This window comes from Comamonas sp. GB3 AK4-5, from assembly GCF_041320665.1.
GTDB lineage: Bacteria > Pseudomonadota > Gammaproteobacteria > Burkholderiales > Burkholderiaceae_C > Comamonas.
This window is the reverse complement of sequence record NZ_CP166730.1, coordinates 3,179,064-3,202,336: the sequence shown is the minus strand read 5'-3', so window position 1 is coordinate 3,202,336 and position 23,273 is coordinate 3,179,064. Positions and strand designations below refer to the sequence as shown.

Below are 23,273 nucleotides of genomic sequence, written 5' to 3'. Positions count from 1 at the left end.
AGTTCGTCAAAGTTGTTTTTTAGGGTTTGTGGGTTGGATGGGGCTTTTGCTTCCGGCGGAGGCGCAGCATGTGCGCCCACCGGATGCCGGCAGGCTGCTGCAGGAAAACCGGCCCGCACCGGCACCTCCGGCGGCTGCGCCGGCATTGCCGGAGGCGTTCAAGGATGAGCGCAAGGCAGATGGCGCACCGACTGCAGGGCCCCGTGTGGTGCTGCGTGAGGTGCGCGTGCAAGAGGTCCTGGGCGTTGACATGGTGCGCTTGCGTGCCGCCACAGGTCTGGACCAGGTCATAGGCCAATCGCTGGACCTCAACGGCCTGCGTGCCCTCGCGCAGCAGGTGACGCATTATTTGCAGGACCAGGGCTATCTGGTGGCCCGGGCCTGGTTGCCCGAGCAAGACCTCTCCAGCGGCGTGCTGCAGATCAATGTGCTGGAAGGTCGTTATGGCCAGGTGCTGGCGCAGAGCAGTGACAATGCCGTGGTCGCTTCTGCGCAGCGTTGGCTGGCGTCCATGCAGCCAGGGCAGGCCGTGACGCAGGCGCAGCTGCACCGCAGCCTGCTGCTGTTGACGGATCTGCCCGGCCTCAGCACGCGTTCCGTGTTGCGACCGGGGGCCAATGTGGGTGAGGCAGATTTGCTGCTGGAGGCCGAGCCCACCGACCGCTGGAAGGGCCAGGTGGCCTTGGACAACTATGGCAACCGCTATTCCGGCCGTGAGCGCCTGAGCGCTGGCCTGGAGTTCCAGCCGGGGCTGGTTTTTGGAGACCAGGCGAGCATCGATGTGCTGGGCACGCGGGAAAAGACTTGGCAAGCCGCGGCCAGCTACAGCCTGCCCCTGGGTGTCGATGGCTGGCGGCTGCAAACCCAGCTCAGCCGCACCGACTACCAACTGGGCAAGGAGTTCTCGGCACTGGATGCACATGGCACGGCCGACACTTTTTTCCTGGGGGCCAGCTATCCGCTGCTGCGCACGCAAAACGCCAACATCCGGACCTCTGCGGGCTGGCAGTACCGGACGCTGCGCGATCACCGCGATGCGTTGCACAGCTCCGAGCGCAAAAACGTCAAGGCCGTGGTGCTGAGCCTGAGCGGCGATTTGATCGAACCCCATGCCGTGAGCTGGGGGAGCATGACCTTGCATGCCGGTGACCTCAAGCTGCGTGACGATCAGCTGGAGATCGACCACCTCACTGCCCGCACGGCCGGCCGCTACAACCGCCTCAACCTGGATGCGGCCCGGATTCAATCCGTGGTGAGCAACTGGAGCGTGTATGGGCGCGTTTCCGCGCAATGGGCAAACAAAAACCTGGATGGCTCCGAGAAGATGACGCTGGGTGGCAGCACCGGGGTACGCGGCTGGCCCACGGGGGAGGCCATAGGAGACCGGGGCTGGCTGGCCCAGCTGGAGCTGCGCTGGCAGCTTGCTCCGGCCTGGCAGCCCTATGTGTTTGTGGATGCGGGCTCGGTGCACCTGAACAAGTCGCCCTGGTCGCAGGGGCACAACACCCGCTCCATTGCCGGCCGTGGCCTGGGCGTGCGCTATGACGCCAAGCCCGTCAAGCTGGACCTGGCCGTGGCGCGGCGCAATGGCTCGGCGGCTTCGCAGTCCGAGCCGGATGCAGACCGTACGCGGGTATGGCTGAGCGCCTCCTACCAGTTTTGAGTACCGCCCCCGTGGGTGCCTGGTGCACCCCTGGGGGCACAAGGCAAAGCAGGGTCGCAGCCTGCACAGTCTCTACAACGGCTTTTCCGGGACACACCATGAGTGAAATCGATGAAGCGGTCATGCAGTCGCTGCAGCAGCAACTGCAGGCCCCGCATGACGCGGAAAAACTGCAGCAATTCGTGCAGCAGCTCACGGCCCAACATGGCCCCAAGATGGAATATCTTTGCGGCGAATGGCTGCTGTCCACGGGCAAGCCGGAGCTGGCTTTGCCCTATCTGGCGCAGGCGGTACAGGCATTCGGTCAAGACGCGCTGGTAGCCCATAACCACGGCGAGGCATTGCGCCAGCTGGGGCAAAGTGAGGCTGCGGCCCGGGAGTTTCAGCGCGCCATTGGGTTGCAGCCCCATTTTCTGCCTGCACGCCGTGCATTGATCGACCTGCTGGAGAAGGTGCTGCTGCGGATCCGGGCTGCTGGGAATGCCGGCCTGGCCGAGCTGCAGGCCCAAGGGCTGTCGTCGCTGCTCAATGACACCGGCAATATTTTGCTGGACCAAGGGCAGGGCTTCAGCGCCATGGACCTGTACCGGCGCGCCGTTTTTCACATGCCTTACTCGGCAGCGGCCCTGAGCAATCTGGGCAATGTGCTGCACATGGACGGGCAATTGGAGCAGGCAGAGCATTGCTGCCGGCAAGCCCTGGAGATCAATCCCAAGCTGGCATCGGCTTGGAATAATTTGGGGAATGTGCTGGCCGAAAGAGAGCTGGAGCAGGAGGCTGCTGCGTGCTATGACAGGGCCATCGCGCTGGACAGCAATCTCAAAGACCAGGCGGAGCAAAACAAATGGGGCGGCACGCTCTTCAACCTGCTCCATAGCGATCGCCACAGCGATGCCGAAGTGTTTCAGCGGCACAGAAGCTGGGGTCTTCGGTACCCCTTGGCGCACAGGGGAGGTACCCAGACTCCGGCGCTGGATTGGCAACCCGGGGCGGTCATGACGGTGGGCTATCTGTCTGCCGATTTCAGATCCCATGCCATGCGGCATTACCTGGAGCCGCTGCTGGCGGGCCATGACCCCGCCAAGGTCAAAGTGGTTTGCTATGCGCAAAGCCCGGTGGTGGATGAATACACCCAGCAGCTCATGGGCTACGGCCATCTGTGGCGCCCCATTCACGGCCTGGACGACAGCCAGTTGTGCGCACTGATTCGCAGCGATGGCGTGCATGTCTTGGTGGATTGCCTGGGCCATACCCAGGGCAGCAGAGTCACCGCCCTGGCGCACAAGCCTGCTCCGGTGTTGATGAGCTACCTGGGCTATCTGGGAACGACAGGGCTGCCGGCCATGGACTTTCGCATCACGGATGCGTGGATCGATCCGCCGGGCATGACCGAGCACTATCACACCGAGCAATTGCTGCGGGTGCCGGGCGGCTCGCTGGGCTATATGCCGCACTGGCAATCTCCCGAGGTGAACCGCCTGCCTGCGCTGGAAAAGGGCTACATCACATTTGGCTCGCTCAACAAGCTCAAGAAGCTCAATGTGGCGGTTGTCAAATTGTGGGCACGCATTCTTCATGCGGTTCCCGGCAGCCGCTTGCTGCTGAAGACCAAGCAGTTGGCTGACCCGCGCTCGGCCGGGCGGGTGCTGGGCCTGTTCGAGTCGCAAGGCATAGAGGCCGCGCGCATTGAGCTGCAGCCGGCCACTTCCCAGCATTTGCAGGCCTATCACCACATCGATATTGCGCTGGACCCTTTTCCATTTGGGGGCGGCGCCACCAGCTGCGACGCCCTGTGGATGGGTGTGCCCGTGGTGACCCTGCCAGGCAGCCGCAGCGCCAGCCGGCTGACGCATTGCATTTTGCACAGCCTGGGCTGTGAGCAATGGTCTACCGTGGATGAGGATGCTTATGTGGCCTGCGCGGTCGAACTGGCCAGCCATGCCGAGCACCTTGACGAGATCCGGCAGCAGCTGCGTCGGCATATGCAGGCCTCGCCCATGATGCGCCCGCAAGCCATTGCCTCTCGGTTCGAGAGCCTCTATGCGCAGGCGCTTTCTCGCCGTGAAGGGCTTTTAGCTTAGAACGTGTTCAAAGTCTCCTCGTGGCGCGCCAGCGTCTTTGCGGGATGGGATACAAGGCGCGATACCGCAGCAATAGCCGCGCTATTGCGAGGATTCGCAACACAGTAGACCGCCCGCAAAGGCACTGGCCCACAGGGTTGGAGCGAAATCGGGCGATTTCTTCGCGCTGAAGCTTGCTTGCACACAGGTGCAAGCTGCGCTCCATCGCTTCGAACTCATCCCGATTGCGTTCCAACGCGCCTGCGTAGAGACATTGAACACGTTCTTAGAACAAGCCGTGCAGGGGCAGGGCGTCCACCAGGGTGCCCGCATCCAGGTCGCCGGGCGCATGTGCCAGCCACAGCAGGGCGTCGGCCTGTACCAGACTGCTGAGCATGGCCGAGCTTTGGTTGCCGGTGGGGTGGGCCTCCACCCGGCCCTGGGCATTGCGGACCAGGGTGGCGCGGACGAATTCCGTGCGGCCGGCGCGCTTGCGCAGCGGCACGGCCAGTGGCACTTGCAGCATGGCGGGTGCGGCCTGGTCGGTATGCATGCCCATGGCCTGCAGCAAGGCCGGGCGGGCCAGCAGGGCAAAGCTGAGCAGGGCGGCCACGGGGTTGCCAGGCAGGCCCAGCAGCAAAGGGCCGCTTTGCCCATTCACACCCTGCATGCGGCCGGCGGCCAGTGGGCGGCCGGGGCGCATGGCGATGCGCAAAAAGGCCACATCGCCCAGCTCGGCCAGCATGGTCTGGGTGTGGTCGGCATCGCCGCTGCTGACGCCGCCGCTGGTGATGATGGCGTCGGCCTGTGCGGCCTGCAGCAAGATGGCGCGCAGGGCTGCGGGTTCATCGGCCACGGCGCCCAGGTCTTGCACCTCGCAGCCCAGTTGCTGCAGCGCGGCGGCCAGGGCAAAGCGGTTGCTGTCGTAAATGGCGCCGCTGCGGGGCGCGTCACCGGGTTGCAGAATCTCGTCGCCGGTGGAAAACAAGGCCACGCGCAAACGGCGGCGCACGCACACCTGGGGCAGGCCCAGGCCGGCCACCAGGCCCAGCTCGGCCGGGCCCAGGCGGGTGCCCGCAGCCAGGGCGGTGGCGCCAGCGGCCAGCTCTTCGCCGCGCTGGCGGCGGTTGGCACCGGCGCGCAGGGAGGCCGCCGCAAAGCGCACCTGCTGCGTTTCGGCATCGACCTGGCACAGCTCAAAGGGCACGACGGTGTCCAGCCCCGGCGGCATCATGGCGCCGGTCATGATGCGCAGCGCCTGGCCCGGGGGCACGACCTCTTGCCAGGGTTGGCCGGCCAGCACGGTGCCGGCAATGGGCAGGCCGATGTCGCCTGGCGCATCAGTAGCGGCATCGCAGCCCGCCAGCAGGCTGCTGGCAAAGGCATAGCCGTCCATGGCCGCGTTGTCATGCGGCGGCACATCAACCGGTGAGATAACGGCCTGCGCCAGCACGCGGCCCAGGGCCTGGTGCAGCGGCAGGGTTTCCGTCTCGGTCACGGGGCGGACGAGGGCGTGCAGCAGGGCCTGGACCTGGTCCACGCGCATGGCGCCGGCCTGGGCGCCGAGCGTGGTCAGCAATTGGGCAACAGAGGGCATCAGCCGTTCTCCGGGTCTGTGGGCGTGGTGGTCAGGGCTTCCAGTGCCTGCAGCTCCTGCAAGGTGTTGGCATTGGCAAAAGCCAGCGGGTCATCGCCGGCCTGGTCAAAGCAGGCCTGGGCCAGCGGGTGTTGGGCAGTCCAGCGGTCAATCTTGCGGCCACCCTCGCTGACAAAGCGCTGCAGGCTGTCCAGCAGGCTGCGGTGTATCAGGCAAAAAGCCGGTTGGGCGCGCAGCACACCTGCGTGGCCAGCTTCACTTTCGGGAGCCAGCGCCACGGCGAGCGGGGCGCCTGCAGCATGGGCCGCCGCGGCCATGCGTGCGGCCAGATCGGTCGGAAAGCGCGGCGTATCGCAGGGCACGGCCAGCACCCAGGGCGTGGGGCAGTGCAGCAGCCCGGCCAGAAAGCCGGCCAGGGGGCCGGGGTAATCGGCCTCCGTGTCGGTCACCACGGGCGTGCCCCAGCTGCGGTAGGTATCGAGGTGGCGGTTGGCGTTGAGCAGCATGCCGCCCACCTGGGGCGCCAGGCGTTGCAGGGCGTGGCGGGCCAGCGGCAGGCCGGTAAAAGGCTGCAAGCCCTTGTCCACCCCGCCCATGCGGCTGCCACGGCCGCCGGCCAGTACCAGACCGGTGATGTCAGAAGCAACAATCATCGTTTTCAAAAAACGTAGCTGCTTACGCAGGTACAGAGCGCGTTAGAGTGCATAAAGATGCCAAGTGTAGCGGCGCTGCTGTGCACACAGCTCTCGTGAGGGATGCCCCGTGCCGTGCTGGCCGCTCCCTCACCCCCACCCTCTCCCCGGAGGGGCGAGGGAGTGAAGCCAGGGCGCCAGCGTAGAAGGTGGGCGCTGTCATTGCGCTTTGATGCGGTCCTTCGGGAGGAGGCATGGCGTAACCATGGGGATTCCCGTGGCGCTTCAAAAGCTGGGGTTGCGCTCTTGCTGTAAAAAACTGGCGTACCCCACGGCAGAGACACCGCGCAAGGGCCGCTCCGCCGCGCTGGTGTCGTCCCCTTGGGGGGAAGGCGCCGTAGGCGACTCAGGGGGGAGTTTGTTCACCCCCCGATATAGCTCATCTCAATGCGCCGCTGTGGTGTGGCCGAAGCCAAGGAGGGCGGCAGCTGGCTGCGCAGCTCGGAGTAACGGTCGCTGCGGCCCTGCCAGATGGCGGCAATGGCGGCGGCCAACTGCTCGTCGCCCGCCCCATCGCGCAGCAACTGGCGCAAATCCCAGCCCTGGTTGGCAAACAAGCAGGTGTAGAGCTGGCCTTCGGTGGACAGGCGCAGGCGGTTGCAGTCGCCGCAAAAAGCATGGGTGACGCTGCTGATCACGCCCACCTCACCGAGGGCCGGGTCGTGCTGGCCGTCGCTGCCGGCATAGCCCCAGCGCTGCGCGGTTTCACCGGGTGCGCTGGCTGACAGCGGCACCAGGGGCAGCTCGCGCTGCAGCAGGGCGATGACCTCGGCGGAGGGCAGGACTTCGTCCATGCACCAGCCATTGGTGGCACCCACGTCCATGTATTCGATAAAGCGCAGTGTCACGCCCGTGCCGCGAAAGTGGCGGGCCATGGGCAGGATCTGGTCCTCGTTGGTGCCGCGCTTGACCACCATATTCACCTTGATGTGCGAGAGCCCGGCCTCACGCGCAGCGGCAATGCCATCCAGCACATCGGCCACGGGAAAGTCCACATCGTTCATGCGGCGGAACACGGTGTCGTCCAGCCCGTCCAGGCTGATGGTCACGCGGTGCAGGCCGGCGTCCTTCAAGGCCTGGGCCTTGCGGCGCAGCAGCGATCCATTGGTGGTCAGCGTCAAATCCAGCGGCTGGCCGTCGGGGGTGCGCAACTGGGCCAGCTGGGCGATCAGGGCTTCCACGTTCTTGCGCAGCAGGGGCTCGCCCCCGGTCAGGCGCAGCTTGCGCACGCCATGCAGGGCGAACTGGCGGGCCAGGCGGGTGATTTCCTCAAAGGAAAGCAGGGACGCATGCGGCAGGTAGTACTGGTAGTCCTTGTCGAAGATTTCCTTGGGCATGCAATAGGCACAGCGGAAATTGCAGCGGTCGGTGACGCTGATGCGCAAATCATGCAAGGAGCGGCCAAGTGCATCCCGCAGCACGCCAGAGGGCGCGGCTGCGGCAGCGGACAGCGGGGGCTGCAGCGGTGCAGGGCGCTGCGGCAGTACGGGAATCACTCGGTCGACCATAGGAAAGCAATTGTGCCCGCAAGGCGGTATGCCTTGGGTGGGCTAGGGCATGGTGTTCACACGCACCGTGCGCCGTCCACCTCTATGCACACGCCGCTGACAAAGGCAGCCTCGTCGCTGGCCAGGTACAGGGCCGCGTTGGCAACGTCCTGTGCAGTAGAAAAACGGCCCAGCGGAATGGTGGCCAGAAACTTGGCGCGGCGGGCATCGTCCACCGGGCCGCCGGCAAACTCGGCAGCCAGGCCGGTGTCGGGGTTGAACACGGGGTTGATGCAGTTCACGCGGATCTGGTCTGGCCCCAGCTCGGCCGCCATGGACTTGCTGGTGGTAATCACCGCGCCCTTGGAGCCGTTGTACCAGGTCAGCCCCGGCCGGGGGCGCAGGCCGGCGGTGGAGGCGATATTGATAAAGCTGCCGCCGCTGGGCCTGCCATCGGCCAGCGGTGGGTTGGCGCGCATGGCCGGCACACCGTGCACGGCAGAGAGATAGATGCTTTTCACATTGACGGCATACACCCGGTCGAACTCAGCCTCGCTCACTTCCAGCATGGGGCGGTTGCGGTGGGTCCAACCGGCGTTGTTGATGAAGACATCCAGCCGCCCGTAATGCTGCAGCGTGCGCGCCACCAGGGCCTGCACATCGGCGCTGCGCGTCATATCGGCCTGGATGAATTGGGCCTCGCCCCCTGCGGCGCGAATGCTGGCGGCCACGGCCTCGCCCTTGGCGGCATCGATGTCATTGACGATGAGGCGCGCTCCTTCGGCGGCCAGCCGCCGCGCAATGCCTTCTCCAATGCCGCTGCCGGCGCCGGTGACGATGGTGGATTTGCCTGCTGCACGCATACGAAAGCACTCCTGAAATGGGTCTGTGAAGAACCATTATGGAAAGCGCCGCGCCCCAGGATGGGGCTTGCAGGCGACAGCTCAGGGAAAACACGGCGCAGGCCTTGCACCAAGAAATTGGAGTAAAAAAGGCCTTTGGCGCCGATGCATAAAGCTATGGCCGCTATGAAATTTGATTTTTTGACGCGGCGATAAAGGCCGGCGCAGGCGGTGGGTGTTGTCCCTGATCGCAGCAGGGGCGCGACGAGCGGGGCGGAATCGAATACATTGCTGCGTCAACTATTGACTAGACAATCAATTACTGCCGACATGGAATTAGACGCCCCTCCAGACGCTGCCCAGACCTTGCCGCTGCCACCTTCGGACTTCTACAGCCCCGGCAGCTACACGCCCATGGAAAGCGCCGGCTTTCTGATGCGCCGCGTGCTCAGCTCCATCCTGCAGCAGGCCGACGGCCAACTGGCCCAGCATGACCTGACCTATGTGCAGTGGCTGCCGCTGTACAAGCTGCTGCTGTGCAGCGACAACAACAGCAGCACCAGCCTGGCGCGCGACCTGGGCATGGACCCGGCATCCATCACCCGCGCGCTGGACCGCATCGAGGCCAAGGGCCTGCTGCGGCGCGTGCGCTCCACCACCGACCGGCGCTGCGTGCACCTGGAGCTCACCGAACAGGGCCGTGCCGTGGCCAGCGAGGTGCCGGCCGTGCTGACCGGGGTGCTCAATGCCCACCTGGCCGGCTTCAGCCACGATGAATGTCGGCAACTGCTGCAGATGCTGCAGCGCATGTTGCGCAACGGCGAAGCCCTGCGCCCCGCAGCGGTGGCAGACCCCCCTGCCGGCAGCTAAAGCACTGCCGCTCGGCATGCCCCCATTTCTTGTTTGCCTTTTTTGCTTTCCTTTTTCACCATGCAAGCATTCCCCCGTTTGATTCCTCGTCCCTGGCTGGGCGCTCTGGTGGCGCTGGCGCTGGCCGGCTGTGCCTCACAAGGCCCGGCCCATGCGCCCCTGGCAAGCCTGACGCCCGATCAGCTCGGCCTGCACAGCGCGGCGCCCGGTGCCGATGCCGATGCCGATGCCGCCATCCTGCCTGCTGCACAGTGGTGGGCCCAGTTGGGTGATGCCCAGCTGAACCAGTTGATCGCCCAGGCCCTGCAGGACAGCCCCAGCCTGGCCGCCAGCCAGGCTCGGCTGGACAAGGCCATGGCTCTGGCCACGGCCAGCAGTACCGCTACCGATGTGCGCGGCAGCATCAGCGCCGACGCCACGCGCCAGCGCTACACCGCCAATGGCTTGGTCCCCGCGCCTGTCGCCGGCAATACCTACAACAACGCCAATCTGAGTGCCGGCCTGTCGTGGACGCCGGACTTCTTCGGCAAGCATGGTGCCGAGCTGGAGGCCGCCCTGGGCCAGGCCCGTGCGGCCCAGGCCGACCGCGCTGCCGCTGCCACCCAGTTGGCCGGGCAGGTGGCGCGCAACTATGTGGCCCTGGCCCGCTTGCTGGCCCAGCATGAGGTAGCCCAGCGCACGCTGGCCCAGCGCCAGTCGCTGCTGCGCCTGAGCCAGCAACGCACGGCCGCCGGGCTGGACAGCCAGGTGGAGCTGACCCAGGCCCAGGCCGGTCTGCCCGATGCCCGCACTCAGGTGGAAATGCTGGACGAGCAAATCACCCTGGTGCGCCGCACCATCGCCGTGCTGTGCGCCCAGGCGCCGGATGCCCAGCGGGCGCTGGCGCCCCGGTTGGCCCAGTTGCAGCTGCAGGCCGTGCCCACGGTGCTGGGCGCCGACCTGCTGGGCCGCCGCCCGGATGTGGTGGCCGCACGCTGGCGGGTGGAGGCGGCCACGCGCGGTATAGACAGTGCCAAGGCCGACTTTTACCCGGACATCAACCTCACGGCTTTTGTCGGCCTGTCGGCCCTGGGTTTTGACAATCTGTTCAAGGGCAGCTCGCGCCAGCTGGGCGTGACGCCAGCCTTGCGCCTGCCGATTTTTGATGGCAAGCGCCTGCGTGCCCAGCTGCGCGGCACCCAGGCCGATCTGGACCTCTCCATCGCCCAGTACAACGGCGTGCTGCTGCAGGCCGTGAAGGAGGCGGGCGACGGCATTGCCTCGGCGCAATCGCTGCAGCGCCAGCAGCAGCTGCAGGCCGAATCCCTGGCCAAGGCCGAGCGCGCCTACGACTTTGCCGTGCAGCGCTACCAGGCCGGCTTGACGGGCCAGGTGGTGGTGCTGAACACCGAAACCCAGGTGATTGCCCAGCGCCGCCTGGCCGTGGACCTGCGTGCCCGCGAGCTGGACACCCGCATCGTGCTGATGCAGGCCCTGGGTGGAGGCTGGCAGGACGACACCGCCAAGGTGCAGCTGAGCCAACGCTGAAGCGGCCCTGCCGCCGCAGACTTTTCCCGGGTGGGCCACTTTTGGGAGGCACCACCCCGGGCGCAAAACCATTGATTGACATAACAAAGCGCCAAATACCATGACCGATACGAGCAAAACTTCTCCCACTGCGGCCGCACCTGCCGCCAACCCCCAGGGCCGTCGCAAGGGCCTGATCATCGTGGCCGCCGCCGTGGCTGTGGCTGCCCTGGGCTGGGGGGGCTGGCACTGGATGGTGGCCCGCAACTACCAGACCACGGACAACGCCTATGTGGCGGGCAATGTGGTGCAGATCACGCCCCAGGTGGGGGGCACCGTCATCCGCATCGGTGCGGATGACACCGACTATGTGAAACCCGGACAGTTGCTGGTGCAGCTGGACGCGGCCGACGCGCTGGTGGCTCTGTCCCAGGCCGAGGCCCAGCTGGCACAGACCGTACGCCAGGTGCGCACCCTGTATGCCAACAACGCCCCGCTGGTGGCCCAGGTGGCCCAGCGCCAGGCCGATCTGCTGCGCCTGCAGGCCGATCTGGCCCGCGCCAAGGACGATGTGGAGCGCCGTCGCCCACTCACGGCTACGGGGGCCGTGGGCAAGGAAGAGTTTGACCATGCCCAGACCGTGCTGAAGACCGCCAGCAATGCAGTGACCGCCGCCGATGCTGCCGTGCGCGCCGCCCAGGCCCAGCTGGTGGCGGCCGAGGCCCAGACCCAGGGCAGCACCGCCGCAGAACACCCCAGCGTGCTGGCCGCTGCCGCCAAGGTGCGCGAGGCCTATCTGGCGCTGCAACGCACCCGTTTGCTGGCGCCCGTGGAAGGCTATGTGGCCAAGCGTGGCGTGCAGCTGGGCCAGCGTGTGGCCGCAGGCGCGCCCTTGATGACGGTGGTGGGCCTGCATGCTCTGTGGGTGGACGCTAACTTCAAGGAAAGCCAGCTGGCCCAGTTGCGCATAGGCCAGAAGGCCGAGCTCAAGGCCGATGTGTATGGCGACAAAACCGTCTACCACGGCACCGTGGTGGGCCTGGGCGCAGGCACGGGCGCGGCTTTTTCGCTGCTGCCGGCGCAAAACGCCACCGGCAACTGGATCAAGGTGGTGCAACGTGTGCCGGTGCGCATCAGCCTGTCGCCGGAAGACCTGGCCCAGCACCCGCTGCGCGTAGGCCTGTCCATGGATGCGCAGGTGGAAGTGCGCGACCAGAGTGGCAGCGCATTGGCGCAGACGCCGCGCACCGAACCCGTGGCCCAGACCGCGGTGTATGACATGGCCATGCCCCAGGCCGAGGCGCGCATTGCCCGCATCGTGGCCGGCCAGACCGTTCCGGCCTTGACGCAGCTGCCTGAACCAGCGCCTCAGCAAGCCGCAGCACCCGCATCGGTGCCCGCGCCAGAGTCGTCGGCCGCTGTTGCGCCCGTGGCCGCCAAGGCTGCACCGTAAGCCCCGCGGCCTTCAATCTGGAGCGCATGGCGTATGACTTCTTCGACCACGGCGGCAGCGGGCGACCAGCCCGCGCCACCGATCCCTTCCTCTCCACCGGCCGCCATACCCGCCCGGCCCGAGCCCCTCAAGGGCGCGCAGCTGGTGCTGGGAACGCTGGCGCTGTCGCTGGCGACCTTCATGAATGTGCTGGACTCGTCCATCGCCAACGTGGCCATTCCGGCCATCTCGGGCGATGTGGGCGTCAGTCCCAGCCAAGGCACCTGGGTGATCACCAGCTTTGGCGTGGCGAATGCCATCTCGGTGCCGCTGACGGGCTGGCTCACACAGCGCTTTGGCGCGGTGCGGCTGTTCACCATGAGCGTGCTGCTGTTTGTGCTGACCTCGTGGCTGTGTGGCTTTGCCGATTCGCTGGAAACCCTGATTCTGTTCCGCGTGCTGCAGGGGCTGGTGGCCGGGCCCATGATCCCGCTGTCGCAAACCCTGCTGCTGTCCAGCTACCCCACGTCACGGGCCGGCACGGCGCTGGCGCTATGGGGGGTGACCACGCTGGTGGCGCCGGTGATGGGGCCGCTCTTGGGCGGCTGGATCACCGACAACATCTCCTGGCCGTGGATCTTCTATATCAATGTGCCGGTGGGGCTGTTGTCGGCGCTGCTGACCTGGAGCATTTACCGCCAGCGTGAAACTGCCACGCGCAAGCTGCCCATCGACACCATAGGGCTGACGCTGCTGGTGCTGTGGGTGGGGGCGCTGCAGCTGATGCTGGACAAGGGCAAGGAGCTGGACTGGTTCGAGTCCGGCGAAATCATCACCATGGCCGTGGTGGCTCTGGTCAGCGTGGCGGTGTTCATCGTCTGGGAGCTGACCGATGCCCACCCCGTGGTGGAGCTGCGCCTGTTCATGCGCCGCAACTTTGCCGCCGGCACGCTGGCGCTGTCCATTGCCTATGGCGTGTTCTTTGGCAATGTGGTGCTGCTGCCGCTGTGGCTGCAGCAATGGCTGGGCTATACGTCGACTTCGGCCGGCATGGCGCTGGCACCGGTGGGTATTTTGGCCATTGTGCTGACGCCATTGGTGGGCAAGAAAGTGGGGAGTTGGGACCCGCGCTGGATGGCCACCGGGGCCTTCATCGTGTTTGCCCTGGTGCTGTGGATGCGCTCGCACTTCACGGTGGAGACCGACTTTCTTCACATCCTGGTGCCCACGCTGATCCAGGGCGCGGCCATGGCCTTCTTCTTCATTCCGCTGACCACCATCACCTTGAGCGGCCTGACGCCGGACCGCATTCCGGCGGCGGCTGGCCTGTCGAATTTTGTGCGCATCACGGCCGGTGCCATGGGCACCTCGATTGCCACCACGCTGTGGGAAAACCGGGCGGCCATGCACCATGCCCATCTGACCGAAACCCTGGTCCAAGGGCAGGGGACATTTGCCATCACGCTGAACCAGCTGCAGGCCGTAGGCCTGAGCCAGGAACAGGCGCTGCTGCAGATCAACCGCTTGATTGACCAGCAGGCCTTTACCTTGGCGGCGGACGATATCTTCTGGGCTTCGTCCATGCTGTTCCTGGCGCTGATCGTGTTGATCTGGCTGACCAAACGCCCCGCAGGATATGCGGGTGCGGCTGACGTCGGCGGGGCACATTGAGCAGGCAGGGCCCAGCTACTGCGCCTCGACACCAAAGCCTGCCGTGCATACGGCAGGCTTTTTCGCCGCAGAGGGGACTGTCGTTCCGACGGTATGACAGCAAAAAACCGGGTTTTCCCAAAAGGGGTGAAAGTTAATGCTAGAATTTCAGCTTCGCCGGATCAGTGCAATGCTTTGTATTGAGAAGGTTGGAAAGGGTGATTAGCTCAGCGGTAGAGCACTGCCTTCACACGGCAGGGGTCACATGTTCGATCCATGTATCACCCACCAGTTTTTCTAGGCTGTCCTGGTTCTGCCAGGGTAGTTTGGGTGATTAGCTCAGCGGTAGAGCACTGCCTTCACACGGCAGGGGTCACATGTTCGATCCATGTATCACCCACCAGTTTTTCTAAGCTGTCCTGGTTTTGCCAGGGTGGTTTGGGTGATTAGCTCAGCGGTAGAGCACTGCCTTCACACGGCAGGGGTCACATGTTCGATCCATGTATCACCCACCAGTTTTTCTAAGCTGTCCTGGTTTTGCCAGGGTGGTTTGGGTGATTAGCTCAGCGGTAGAGCACTGCCTTCACACGGCAGGGGTCACATGTTCGATCCATGTATCACCCACCAATAGCAAAACCCTCTTGAATCTTTGGTTCAAGAGGGTTTTTTGTTTTCTGGAGTTTCTACAACCTTTGCATTCAGGGCGGTGGCTGGCATGGCGCAGGCCAAAGCTTGCACCCATGCCTGGGGTAGGATCACAAGTCCAGCACCATGCGATCCGAGCGGCAGCGCGATACACAGACCATCATCGATTTTTGCGCCGCTTTTTGCGCCCCACTCAGCACGCTGTCGCGGTGTTCCGCCTCACCTTCGAGGATGCGTGTCTCGCAGGCACCGCAGACACCTTCCTCGCAGCTGAACTCGATATCCACTCCGGCATCCAGCAGTGCCTGCAGGGTTGGCTGGTTCTTAGGCAGCTCCAAGGTCAGACCGCTTTTGCGTAACTCCACTGTGCACAGACCGTTGAGCGCTGCTGGAGGCGCTGTGCAGGCCTCGGCCTTGAAGCGTTCCAGATGCACATGGGTCAGACCTAGCGCCGTGCAACTGGCCTCGAAGCTGTTGAGCATGGGAGCAGGGCCGCAGCAGTAGAAGTGTGCGTCTTTGCGGTGGGTTGCCAGCAAGGTCTGGAGATTCGGTGGGCCGCCGGCCTCGTCATCGAAATGTGTGTGCAGTGTCAGGCTGGCGCTGGCCAGTCGCGAAAGATCGTCCAGAAAAGGAGCGCTGCTGCGGCTGCGGGCGCAGTAAATAACATGTGCAGTTTTTCCCAGCTGCATCAACCTGCGCAACATGGAGAGAATGGGGGTCACGCCGATGCCTCCGGCGACAAAGACGGAGGTTTGCTCCTGGGCTTCGTTAAGGGCGAAGTGGTTGCGCGGAGCGGAGATGGTGATTTGATCGCCAGCGTGTAGTTGCTCGTGAATCCAGCGCGAGCCGCCGCGGCTGGCGCTGTCATGGAGCACTCCGATGGCGTAGCGGTTGGCAGTGCCGGGGGCGTTGTGCAGCGAGTAGCTGCGCACCAGGCCGTTGGGCAGGTGTAGATCGATGTGTGCACCAGCCGCAAAGGGGGGTAAGAGCTGTTGCGGGGACGTGGGGCTCAGCTCGATGCTGATCACACCGGGGCAGATGGTGTGGATGGTGTCCACCATGACCGTGTGCCGGCCCGAGGCTGTGGCATAGGCCGTTTCTGTATTGCTTGGGATGGCGAGCGTGCTCGTGGTCATTGTGATTTCTCCTGAAATGAGGCGCTGTTGTGGCATGGGGCGGATTGTTGGTGGCAGCAGCGGAAGTCAGTGCACAAATCGATTCCGTGAAGGAATGCTTGTGCGCATGGCGCCATCCGCTGTCGGTATGGATGGCAATCTCACGTACAGTGAGCGAGAGCCATTTGTTCGGAGCATTTGCCAAGTGAGAATCGAAGATCTGCGTGTATTCACCGCGCTTGCCGAGACCGGCAATCTGCATCGCGCCGCCCAGAAGTCGGGCATGACGCAGTCGGCTGTCACCAAGCTGGTCCAGCGGTTGGAGGCGGAGTTCGACATTCAGCTGATCAATCGTGGTGGCCGTGGTGTGGAGCTCACGCCAGCGGGACAAGTGTTGCTCGAGCGTGCGGCTGCGGTGCGGGACTCGGTGGCGCAGACCTATGCAGAGATGGCAGTGGCACGTTCCGCGAGCTCCGGTCGCATTCGTGTGGGCACTGTGCCCACGCTACTGGAGACTGTGTTCGCTCCGCTGATGGCTCGATATGCGGACCATGAGACCGATGTTTCGTTCAGTCTCACGCTCCAGGTCTCCAGCCTGCTGATCGAAGAGGTGATCGAGGGGAAAATCGATCTGGCCTTTTGCTATCCGCAGGAGGCGGTGCCGCCCGAGCTGCATTCGGATGACCTCGGCCGTCAGCGTTACCACTTTGCCGGGCGCCGGGGCCATCCTCTGTGCTCGGCCCTGCAGGCGCTGCCGGCGCTGGCCGAAGCGCGCTGGCTGCTGCCTCCACCGGGTCACGGCATGCGGCGTTTTGCCGAGCAGTTCTACCGGGACCAGGCGCTGGGCACGCCCAGGATTGCCATCGAAACTGTGGTCTCCACCTCGCTGCTGACCACGCTCATCCGCGAAAGCGACCTCGTCACCATCATGACCGAGCAGGTGCTGCAAGGCCCTGCGGGCAAGGACCTGGTGGCCTTGCCGTATGAGGGTGCGACCTTCGAAAGCGGGTTGCGGCTTTTTTATCGCCGCAACGCCTCTCTCTCGCCCGTGGTTCGGAGGTTCCGCGATGCCCTGGTGCAAGCGCTGGCATCCGGTAGCATCACACCTTGGCGCGGTTGAACATCGTCAGTCCTGGGGTACGCTCAGCATGATCTTGCCGATATGGGAGGAGGACTCCATCAGCCTGTGGGCCTCGGCCACATCGGCCAGCTCAAACACTTGGTGGATCACCGGCCTGACCTGGCCTTGTGACAGCAGTGGCCACACCTCTTGCCGCAGCGCGGCGACGGTACGGGCCTTGTCGGTGGCCGAACGCGGGCGCAGCGTGGAGCCGGTGTAGCTGAGGCGGCGCGTCATCAGTGTCAGCCAGTCCACCTCCACCTTGGAGCCCTGCAAAAAGGCAATCTGCACCAACCTGCCTTCGAGCGCCAGGCTGGCGATATTGCGCGCTATATAGTCGCCGCCCACCATGTCGAGGATCAGGTTGACGCCCTGGCCTCGGGTGAGTTCGAGTAGGACCTGCACAAAGTCCTGTTCGCGGTAGTTGATGGCAGCATCTGCGCCCGCACGCTCGCAGGCGTTGGCCTTTTGCGCATTGCCCACAGTGGTGTAGACGGTGGCACCCAGGGCCTTGGCAATCTGAATAGCGGTCAGGCCGATGCCGGACGAGCCGCCATGCACCAGAAAGCGTTCGTTTTGCGTGAGCCGCCCGCGTTCGACCATATTGCTCCACACGGTGATGTAGTTCTCCGGCAGCGCCGCAGCCTCTAGCATCGAGACGCCCGGCGGCACGGGCAGCACCTGGCCCGCAGGGGCCGCCACATATTGCGCATAGCCTCCGCCATTGGTGAGTGCACAGACGGCATCACCGACCTGCCAATCCTGCACTTCGCAGCCTACTTGCACGATGGTGCCGGAGACTTCGAGGCCCAGGCCGGGGGAAGCATCTGCGGGAGGGGGGTAGGAGCCGCTTCGTTGCAGCACATCGGGTCGGTTCACGCCGGCATAGGCTACGCGTATCAGAACCTCGTGGGACTGTATCGCTGGGATGGGGCTGTTGTGCAGCTGCATCACGTCGGGTGGGCCGCCGTCGCCGTGGCAGATGCGGCGCATGGTGGTAGGCGTGGGCATTTAACTCTCCTTGAAGTGCTATCCATTCAATGACAACGCCACCCAGGCTTGTGCCTCAGTGGCTTGGCGCGGAGTAGGCCGCAGGCCTCGGCACAGCGTCAACGCCGGGCGCAAAACATCCACATGGTGAGACGCGCCGCGCTATGGTGGGCGCGCTGGAGCGCAATCGGGATGCGTTCAAGTCGATGGGGCGCAACTTGCACCGGAGTGCAAGCAAGATTCAGCGCTAGAAAATAGCCCGATTTCGCTCAAACCCTTCGGGCCGGTGTCTTTGCGGGGGTCTACTGTGTTGCGAATCCTCGCAATAGCGCGGCTATTGCTGTGGTGTCGCGCCTTGCATCCCATCCCGCAAAGACGCTGGCGTGCCGCGAGGAGATCGTAAACACGCGCTTAGGCCATGGCTGACGGCGGTGCCAGGCGCTGCCCCACCTGGGCCTGCAGCCACTGGCCCAGCTGCAACAGCGCGTCGTCCGCGCCACGTGCGGCCACCACCTGCAGGCTGACGGGAAGGCCGTCGACCAAGCCCGTGGGAATCGTCAGGGCTGGCACGCCCACCAGCGAGAACGGCAGTGTCTGGCCGAGAACGGCCTCGCGGACCGTCATGCTGCCGCTTTCGACCTGCACCTCGGTTTGTCCCCGCAGCGGGGGCAGCACGCAGGCCGTGGGCAGCAGCAGAGCATCGCAGCCGGCGAGCACTGCATCGAGCTCCTCCGCTATGGCGGCCCGCGTCTGCAAGGCATCGATATAGGTGCTGGCGCTCAACGTCCGGCCGCGCGCAAGCGAGGGGGTGACGAGCTCGGAGAAGCCGGCGTCGTTCTGGGCCAGCGCATCGCGATGCACCCAGGCCGCTTCGGCTTGGACGATGTCGGTAAAGCACTGTGATGCCTGGGACAGGCGGGGCGTGGCGACCTCGAACAGTTGGGCACCCAGCGCTGCGAGTCGGGCGCAGGTGTGCTCAAACTGTTCGCGAACCTGAGTCGACAGACGACCGCGCAGCCATGTTGCGGGAATGGCAAAGCGTGGTGTGCGGGCGATGCGCACGGTGCTCAGGCTGCGTGCGGCCATCACTTCGAACAGCAGGGCACAGTCTTGCACACTGTGCGCGAGCGGGCCTGCATGGTCACATGTCCAGGAAAGAGGCAGGGCACCATCGAGTGGGATGGCGCCATGGGTGGGCTTGAAGCCGGTTACACCGCTGAAGTTGGCCGGAATGCGCACCGAGCCACCGGTGTCGCTGCCGACGCTGGCCAAACCCATGCCGCAGGCTACGGCCACGCCCGATCCACTGGAGGAACCGCCAGCTTGGTGCAGCGAGTGGAAGGGGTTTTTCACGTCGCCGGTCCAGACATTCTCCCCGGTGGAGCCCAGTGCGATTTCGTGCATATTGGCCTTCGCGAAGAGGACTGCTCCGGCGGCGCGCAGGCGTGAGACCAGCAAGGCCTCGTTCGTGGCTTGCGGCTGCGCATCCGTGGGCAGGGTGGCACGGGTTCCGGCACGCGTGGGCATGCCACGAACAGGGTACAAATCCTTGATTGACAGCGGAATACCGTGCAACGCGCCGCGTGGTTTTCCTGCGCTCATGGCTGCATCGCAGGCACTGGCCGTGGCCATGGCGGCATCCCAATCCACATGCGCCAGAGCGTTCAAGTCGGCACTGTGCTGTGCCTGCTGTTGAGAGGCTTCCAAGAGCGCGATGGCGCTGGTCTGGCGCTTGTCAAGCTGGCGCAGAAGGTCGGTGATGGTGTGCATGGCGGGGTGGGGAGATGGAAAAAGGCGCACACGGTAGCACGCAGCATGGTCGTCTCAGGATGTGGACAGTTTCAGTCGCCGCTTTGCACACAACGGCGGCTGTGAAAGACTGCGCTCGCTTTCAAACACAGGAAATTTTTCATGCTTCGCTCCACGTTTTTCAAGCTCTCTGCCCGGCTGTGCCTGGCGCTACCTCTGGCTGTTTCCATGCAGGCCGCTACGGCGCAAACCTATCCCAACAAGCCCGTGCGCATCATCGTGGGCTACTCTCCAGGAGGTCCAGTCGACATCCTTGGTCGTGTGCTGGCACAGCGTCTTTCGGATTCCATGGGCCAGCCCTTTATTGTGGAGAACAAGGGAGGGGCAGCAGGCATGATCGGCGCGGAGCAGGTGGCGCGTTCGCCCGCCGATGGCTATACGCTGCTGACCACGGTGCCCAGCGTGTTCACCATCGTGCCCCACACTTTGGAAAAGTCGCGTGTGCAGGTTGACAACTTTGCCCCTGTGATCCAGTTTGCAGAATCCCCCCTGGTACTGGCCGTCAATCCCTCGCTGCCAGTGAACAATCTGAGCGAGTTCATCGCTCTGGTGAATAAGGAGGGGTCCAAGCTGTCCTATGCCTCGGCGGGCGATGGTACCTTGCCGCATTTGGCCATGGAACTGCTGCTTTCGCGCACCGGAGGCCGGCCTGTTCATGTGCCCTACAAGGGCAGCGGGCCTGCAGTCCAGGACTTGGTGGGTGGTCAAGTGAATTTCACGTTGGAAGTATTGCCCACCATCTTGCCCATGGTCAAAGCTGGTCGGGTCAAGGCCCTGGCGGTGACCTCGCGCAACCGTGTGGCCGAGTTGCCCCATGTCCCCACTGTGGCCGAGGCCGGTGTGAGCGGCTACGAAGCCGTCAACTGGTTCGGGGTCTATGCGCCCGCGGCGACGCCCAAGCCCGTCATCGAGCAATTGCGCACGCATGTGGAGCAGGTGGTCAGCACCAAGGAGATGCAGCAGCGCTTTGCCGAACTGGGGGCAGTGGTGGCGGTGCAAGGTCCTGCGCAGGTGTCTGAGCGGCTTAAGCGTGAGTCCCTGCAATGGGGATCTCTGATCCAAAAACTAGGTCTTAAGCAGAAACCGTGACGAGCCAGTGACAATGGTGGTGCGCTGATGTCTTATCACCCCAATCCTATGCTGCTCTTGCAAAAAGGTCCTTCGGCAGGAACACAGAGCTTTCGTCGTACCGTACAGCTCTTGCGCGAGCTTGCCCGGGTGGGAGAACAGGGCGCGGGCGCGGGGGAGCTGGCTGAGCGCTGCGAGCTGACCCGGGCCACGGCCTACCGGCTGCTGGGTGCGCTGGCGGACGAAGGGCTGGTGGTGCATGCGCCGGGCGTGCGGCGTTACTTTCTTGGGCCGTTTGCGTATGAGATGGGGCTGCGCGCGTTTCCGCGTCTGGGCTTGCGCGAGCTGTGCGCCGGCACTGTGAGCCAGCTTGCAGAAAAGACCGGCGAATGCGTATTTCTGGTGATGCGCAGCGGCTTGGACACCGTGTGCCTGGACAGACAGTCGGGGGCATATGCTGTGGAGGCCATGCCCGTGGATATAGGCTCGCGCCGTCCACTGGGAGTGGGGTTGAGCAGCATCGCCATTCTGGGGGCACTGCCAGAGTCCGAGCGGGAGGCCATCATGCGCGCCAACGGTATGCGCTATCGCGAAACCGGTCTGCTTGCGGCCGAGCGCATCCGCCTGATGGTCAAGCGTACGGCCAGAGACCGTTTTGCGTTCACTGCCAGTGACTACATCGACAACGTCGGTGGGTTTGCGCTGCCCATACGTAATCCGGTGGATGGCGTGGCCTTTGCCGCGCTCAGCATCGCCTCGGGCGTGCAGCGCATGCGGCCTCCGCGCAGCAAGGAAATTGTGCCGTTGCTGGAGTCGGCAGTGCACACCATCGAGTCCAGGCTGTAGATGCTCCAGAGCCCGCGGGACAGTGCTAGCGATTCCCCGCAGGACTCAAGTCATTTCCCCAATTCCGCAGCACCTGCACAGAATTCGCAACCGTGCGCTGCAACTGCGCCCGCTCGCATGGAGGCGGTGCGCATGCTTATCCGAGAAGCATCATGGAAACCCAATCAACGACCCCGCAATCCCTCGTCTCCTTCTACGCCAATTCCTGGGAGGCTCTGCTCTCCAACTGCACGCGCTGTGGCAAGTGCGTGGAGGTCTGTCCGGTGGTGCCTTTCGACGCCACTTTGTCCGCCGCGCATCCCGCGGAGGTGGTCACGGGTGTGCTCGACTTTATGCAGGACCGTAGCCGGCCCATGCGCACCGATTCGGCGCTCTGGGCTTATCAGTGCAACGGATGCGACCAATGCATTCCCGCATGTCCGGTCGAGATCAATCCGCGCCGCATGCTCATGCTGGCGAATGCGGAGATCTCGGCGCGTACCCAGCCCACACCGCATATGTTCCAGAAGATGGCCCGTGCCATTCGCATTCTGGTGGCCATGCAACTGGTGCCAGAAGACGCGGCACGCCTGCTCAAGCTGAAAAAACCCAGGGATGTGGATGTGGTGTTTTTCACCGGCTGCAATCCGGTGCGAACACCACAGCTGTTGTTCAACGCCATGATGGTGCTGGACGCGCTGGGCGTGAACTACGAAGTCATGGGGGGGCCGGCATCATGCTGTGGAGTTATCTACAGCAAGTGGGAGGGTGATTTGCAGCGTGGAGGCAAGGTCAGCGAGCAAACGCTGCACCGCTTTGGCAGCTTCAAGCCGAAGAAGGTGCTGAACTGGTGTCCTTCGTGCAACATCCATTTGTCTGAGACCATCAAGGATTTCCGTTCCGTCAGCTTTGATTTTGACCACATTACCCAATACCTGATCGAGCGTGAGCATGAGCTGCACAGGCTGTTCACGACAGCGGTGAACCTGCGCGTGGTGGTGCATACCCACCATGGCATGCATGAGGTGGGGCAAAACGTGATGCGGCTGATGCGGTCCATTCCCGGCCTGACCATCGTGGAAGAAATCGAGGAGCCGGGCTATATGTGTGGAGTCTCCAGCGCTGAGCGCGCACCGGCACTCAAGGAACATGTGCGAGCCCAGACGATTGCGCGCTGCAAACAGGACGATGTGGATGCTCTGGTCTCGCTCTACCATGCCTGCCACCGTCAGCTGGCATCCGATGGTGCGGCCCATGGTTTCAAGGTGCTGAACTATGCGGACTTGTTGGTGCGCGCACTCGGTATGGAACCGTATGAAGACACGCTGGAGCAGTTCCGCGGGCGCACTGATTACCGGGAAATGGTCAACGAGGCCCAGCCGTTGCTGGAGGCCAATGGCATCGACATGGACCCGGACGAGCTTGCTAAGGTGTTGCCTGAAATATTTGCCATGGCCGAGTGGCGCGGCGGTCTGTGCAGCTTCGCACCTGAGGAGTGAGGCCGCTGAGGGGAGAGGGCGCACCCGGCAGCAAGTGGGCGTTCAAGTCGCTGCCTGCTTGTCCAGCCGCTTCAAAAAAATCCCCAACTCTTTTTCCACCTGGGCGTCTCCCTTGGCCTGGGCGCTGGCCAGGCCGCTCTCCCAGGCTTGGCGTGCGGCCTGGGGTTGGTTCAGGGCCAGCTCGGCCTTGCCCAGCAGCTTCCAGGCCACGGAGTACTGCGGGTCCAGCGCCGTGGCGCGCAGCAGGTGTTCACGGGCGGCGGCAGGTTGTTCGTCGTCCAGTGCGGCCTTGCCCAGGGTCAGGCGCAGCAGGGCGGTTTCCTTGCCTGCATCCAGCAGGGCCTGCAGGCGTTGGGTCATGGGGTTCATGGTGCTCTCTCCTGTTCGGCCCCATGGTGCCAGC

General features: G+C 64.3%; 18 protein-coding genes and 4 tRNA genes. 14 read left to right on the top strand and 8 right to left on the bottom strand.

The window, feature by feature from the left end; genetic code table 11:
• Nucleotides 1–37: 37 nt before the first annotated feature.
• On the top strand, nucleotides 38–1,663 hold the full coding sequence (locus ACA027_RS14480) for a ShlB/FhaC/HecB family hemolysin secretion/activation protein (protein WP_370678913.1): 1,626 nt from the start codon (nucleotides 38–40) through the stop codon (nucleotides 1,661–1,663).
• 98 nt (nucleotides 1,664–1,761) lie between these two features.
• Complete coding sequence (locus ACA027_RS14475; RefSeq protein ID WP_370678912.1) at nucleotides 1,762–3,744, top strand: tetratricopeptide repeat protein; 1,983 nt, start codon at nucleotides 1,762–1,764, stop codon at nucleotides 3,742–3,744.
• Between the two features lie 265 nt (nucleotides 3,745–4,009).
• On the opposite strand, the gene glp is transcribed toward ACA027_RS14475, so the two are convergent.
• The 4 genes from glp to ACA027_RS14455 all read right to left on the bottom strand — a co-directional run bounded on the left by glp (nucleotide 4,010) and on the right by ACA027_RS14455 (nucleotide 8,362).
• On the bottom strand, nucleotides 4,010–5,320 hold the full coding sequence (gene glp / locus ACA027_RS14470) for a gephyrin-like molybdotransferase Glp (RefSeq protein ID WP_370678911.1): 1,311 nt from the start codon (nucleotides 5,318–5,320) through the stop codon (nucleotides 4,010–4,012).
• Nucleotides 5,320–5,973 (bottom strand): molybdenum cofactor guanylyltransferase MobA, encoded by a 654-nt coding sequence (mobA, locus tag ACA027_RS14465; RefSeq protein WP_370678910.1) that lies wholly within the window; start codon nucleotides 5,971–5,973, stop codon nucleotides 5,320–5,322. The genes glp and mobA overlap by 1 nt, the downstream gene beginning before the upstream one ends.
• Before the next feature lie 401 nt (nucleotides 5,974–6,374).
• Entirely contained in the window at nucleotides 6,375–7,520 is a 1,146-nt protein-coding gene (gene moaA, locus ACA027_RS14460) for a GTP 3',8-cyclase MoaA (RefSeq protein ID WP_370678909.1), read from the bottom strand.
• A gap of 56 nt (nucleotides 7,521–7,576) precedes the next feature.
• A complete protein-coding gene (locus ACA027_RS14455) occupies nucleotides 7,577–8,362 on the bottom strand; it encodes an SDR family oxidoreductase (protein WP_370678908.1) in 786 nt (261 codons plus the stop codon).
• Nucleotides 8,363–8,671: 309 nt separating this feature from the next.
• Between ACA027_RS14455 and ACA027_RS14450 the strand changes: the two genes are divergently transcribed.
• From ACA027_RS14450 to ACA027_RS14415, 8 genes are all read left to right on the top strand, one after another.
• Nucleotides 8,672–9,211 carry a MarR family winged helix-turn-helix transcriptional regulator gene (locus ACA027_RS14450; protein ID WP_370678907.1) on the top strand — a complete coding sequence of 180 codons (540 nt, stop codon included), beginning with the start codon at nucleotides 8,672–8,674 and terminating at the stop codon, nucleotides 9,209–9,211.
• Between the two features lie 60 nt (nucleotides 9,212–9,271).
• Nucleotides 9,272–10,738, top strand: coding sequence for an efflux transporter outer membrane subunit (locus tag ACA027_RS14445; RefSeq protein ID WP_370678906.1), 1,467 nt, complete (start codon nucleotides 9,272–9,274; stop codon nucleotides 10,736–10,738).
• Nucleotides 10,739–10,838: 100 nt separating this feature from the next.
• Nucleotides 10,839–12,170 carry an efflux RND transporter periplasmic adaptor subunit gene (locus ACA027_RS14440; protein WP_370678905.1) on the top strand — a complete coding sequence of 444 codons (1,332 nt, stop codon included), beginning with the start codon at nucleotides 10,839–10,841 and terminating at the stop codon, nucleotides 12,168–12,170.
• A 33-nt stretch (nucleotides 12,171–12,203) separates the two neighbouring features.
• A complete protein-coding gene (locus tag ACA027_RS14435; protein ID WP_370678904.1) occupies nucleotides 12,204–13,820 on the top strand; it encodes a DHA2 family efflux MFS transporter permease subunit in 1,617 nt (538 codons plus the stop codon).
• A gap of 195 nt (nucleotides 13,821–14,015) precedes the next feature.
• A tRNA-Val gene (locus ACA027_RS14430) sits at nucleotides 14,016–14,090 on the top strand.
• A 37-nt stretch (nucleotides 14,091–14,127) separates the two neighbouring features.
• A tRNA-Val gene (locus ACA027_RS14425) sits at nucleotides 14,128–14,202 on the top strand.
• A gap of 37 nt (nucleotides 14,203–14,239) precedes the next feature.
• Nucleotides 14,240–14,314: transfer RNA gene (locus ACA027_RS14420), tRNA-Val, on the top strand.
• A gap of 37 nt (nucleotides 14,315–14,351) precedes the next feature.
• Nucleotides 14,352–14,426 (top strand) — tRNA-Val (locus tag ACA027_RS14415).
• 128 nt (nucleotides 14,427–14,554) lie between these two features.
• Here ACA027_RS14415 and ACA027_RS14410 read toward each other — a convergent pair.
• On the bottom strand, nucleotides 14,555–15,505 hold the full coding sequence (locus tag ACA027_RS14410; RefSeq protein ID WP_370682593.1) for a 2Fe-2S iron-sulfur cluster-binding protein: 951 nt from the start codon (nucleotides 15,503–15,505) through the stop codon (nucleotides 14,555–14,557).
• 259 nt (nucleotides 15,506–15,764) lie between these two features.
• On the opposite strand from ACA027_RS14410, the gene ACA027_RS14405 reads away from it, so the two are divergent.
• Complete coding sequence (locus ACA027_RS14405) at nucleotides 15,765–16,679, top strand: LysR family transcriptional regulator (RefSeq protein WP_370678903.1); 915 nt, start codon at nucleotides 15,765–15,767, stop codon at nucleotides 16,677–16,679.
• Between the two features lie 6 nt (nucleotides 16,680–16,685).
• Here the strand turns inward: ACA027_RS14405 and ACA027_RS14400 are convergent, their stop codons facing one another.
• Complete coding sequence (locus ACA027_RS14400) at nucleotides 16,686–17,672, bottom strand: NAD(P)H-quinone oxidoreductase (RefSeq protein WP_370682592.1); 987 nt, start codon at nucleotides 17,670–17,672, stop codon at nucleotides 16,686–16,688.
• Nucleotides 17,673–18,080: 408 nt separating this feature from the next.
• A complete protein-coding gene (locus tag ACA027_RS14395; protein WP_370678902.1) occupies nucleotides 18,081–19,439 on the bottom strand; it encodes an amidase in 1,359 nt (452 codons plus the stop codon).
• A gap of 141 nt (nucleotides 19,440–19,580) precedes the next feature.
• On the opposite strand from ACA027_RS14395, the gene ACA027_RS14390 reads away from it, so the two are divergent.
• From ACA027_RS14390 to ACA027_RS14380, 3 genes are all read left to right on the top strand, one after another.
• Nucleotides 19,581–20,567: a Bug family tripartite tricarboxylate transporter substrate binding protein gene (locus tag ACA027_RS14390; RefSeq protein WP_370678901.1), complete on the top strand. Its 987-nt coding sequence runs from the start codon at nucleotides 19,581–19,583 to the stop codon at nucleotides 20,565–20,567.
• 27 nt (nucleotides 20,568–20,594) lie between these two features.
• Nucleotides 20,595–21,392: an IclR family transcriptional regulator gene (locus tag ACA027_RS14385; RefSeq protein ID WP_370678900.1), complete on the top strand. Its 798-nt coding sequence runs from the start codon at nucleotides 20,595–20,597 to the stop codon at nucleotides 21,390–21,392.
• 152 nt (nucleotides 21,393–21,544) lie between these two features.
• Entirely contained in the window at nucleotides 21,545–22,870 is a 1,326-nt protein-coding gene (locus tag ACA027_RS14380; RefSeq protein ID WP_370678899.1) for a (Fe-S)-binding protein, read from the top strand.
• 42 nt (nucleotides 22,871–22,912) lie between these two features.
• On the opposite strand, the gene ACA027_RS14375 is transcribed toward ACA027_RS14380, so the two are convergent.
• A complete protein-coding gene (locus ACA027_RS14375) occupies nucleotides 22,913–23,239 on the bottom strand; it encodes a tetratricopeptide repeat protein (protein WP_370678898.1) in 327 nt (108 codons plus the stop codon).
• Between the last annotated feature and the right edge of the window lie 34 nt (nucleotides 23,240–23,273).

Bases quoted from the DNA above. Each gene is read 5' to 3' on its own strand.
- ACA027_RS14480 (WP_370678913.1), top strand. From the start codon at position 38: ATGGGGCTTTTGCTTCCGGCGGAGGCGCAGCATGTGCGCCCACCGGAT.
- ACA027_RS14475 (WP_370678912.1), top strand. From the start codon at position 1,762: ATGAGTGAAATCGATGAAGCGGTCATGCAGTCGCTGCAGCAGCAACTG.
- glp (WP_370678911.1), bottom strand. From the start codon at position 5,320: ATGCCCTCTGTTGCCCAATTGCTGACCACGCTCGGCGCCCAGGCCGGC.
- mobA (WP_370678910.1), bottom strand. From the start codon at position 5,973: ATGATTGTTGCTTCTGACATCACCGGTCTGGTACTGGCCGGCGGCCGT.
- moaA (WP_370678909.1), bottom strand. From the start codon at position 7,520: ATGGTCGACCGAGTGATTCCCGTACTGCCGCAGCGCCCTGCACCGCTG.
- ACA027_RS14455 (WP_370678908.1), bottom strand. From the start codon at position 8,362: ATGCGTGCAGCAGGCAAATCCACCATCGTCACCGGCGCCGGCAGCGGC.
- ACA027_RS14450 (WP_370678907.1), top strand. From the start codon at position 8,672: ATGGAATTAGACGCCCCTCCAGACGCTGCCCAGACCTTGCCGCTGCCA.
- ACA027_RS14445 (WP_370678906.1), top strand. From the start codon at position 9,272: ATGCAAGCATTCCCCCGTTTGATTCCTCGTCCCTGGCTGGGCGCTCTG.
- ACA027_RS14440 (WP_370678905.1), top strand. From the start codon at position 10,839: ATGACCGATACGAGCAAAACTTCTCCCACTGCGGCCGCACCTGCCGCC.
- ACA027_RS14435 (WP_370678904.1), top strand. From the start codon at position 12,204: ATGACTTCTTCGACCACGGCGGCAGCGGGCGACCAGCCCGCGCCACCG.
- ACA027_RS14410 (WP_370682593.1), bottom strand. From the start codon at position 15,505: ATGGTGGACACCATCCACACCATCTGCCCCGGTGTGATCAGCATCGAG.
- ACA027_RS14400 (WP_370682592.1), bottom strand. From the start codon at position 17,672: ATGCGCCGCATCTGCCACGGCGACGGCGGCCCACCCGACGTGATGCAG.
- ACA027_RS14395 (WP_370678902.1), bottom strand. From the start codon at position 19,439: ATGCACACCATCACCGACCTTCTGCGCCAGCTTGACAAGCGCCAGACC.
- ACA027_RS14390 (WP_370678901.1), top strand. From the start codon at position 19,581: ATGCTTCGCTCCACGTTTTTCAAGCTCTCTGCCCGGCTGTGCCTGGCG.
- ACA027_RS14385 (WP_370678900.1), top strand. From the start codon at position 20,595: ATGTCTTATCACCCCAATCCTATGCTGCTCTTGCAAAAAGGTCCTTCG.
- ACA027_RS14380 (WP_370678899.1), top strand. From the start codon at position 21,545: ATGGAAACCCAATCAACGACCCCGCAATCCCTCGTCTCCTTCTACGCC.
- ACA027_RS14375 (WP_370678898.1), bottom strand. From the start codon at position 23,239: ATGAACCCCATGACCCAACGCCTGCAGGCCCTGCTGGATGCAGGCAAG.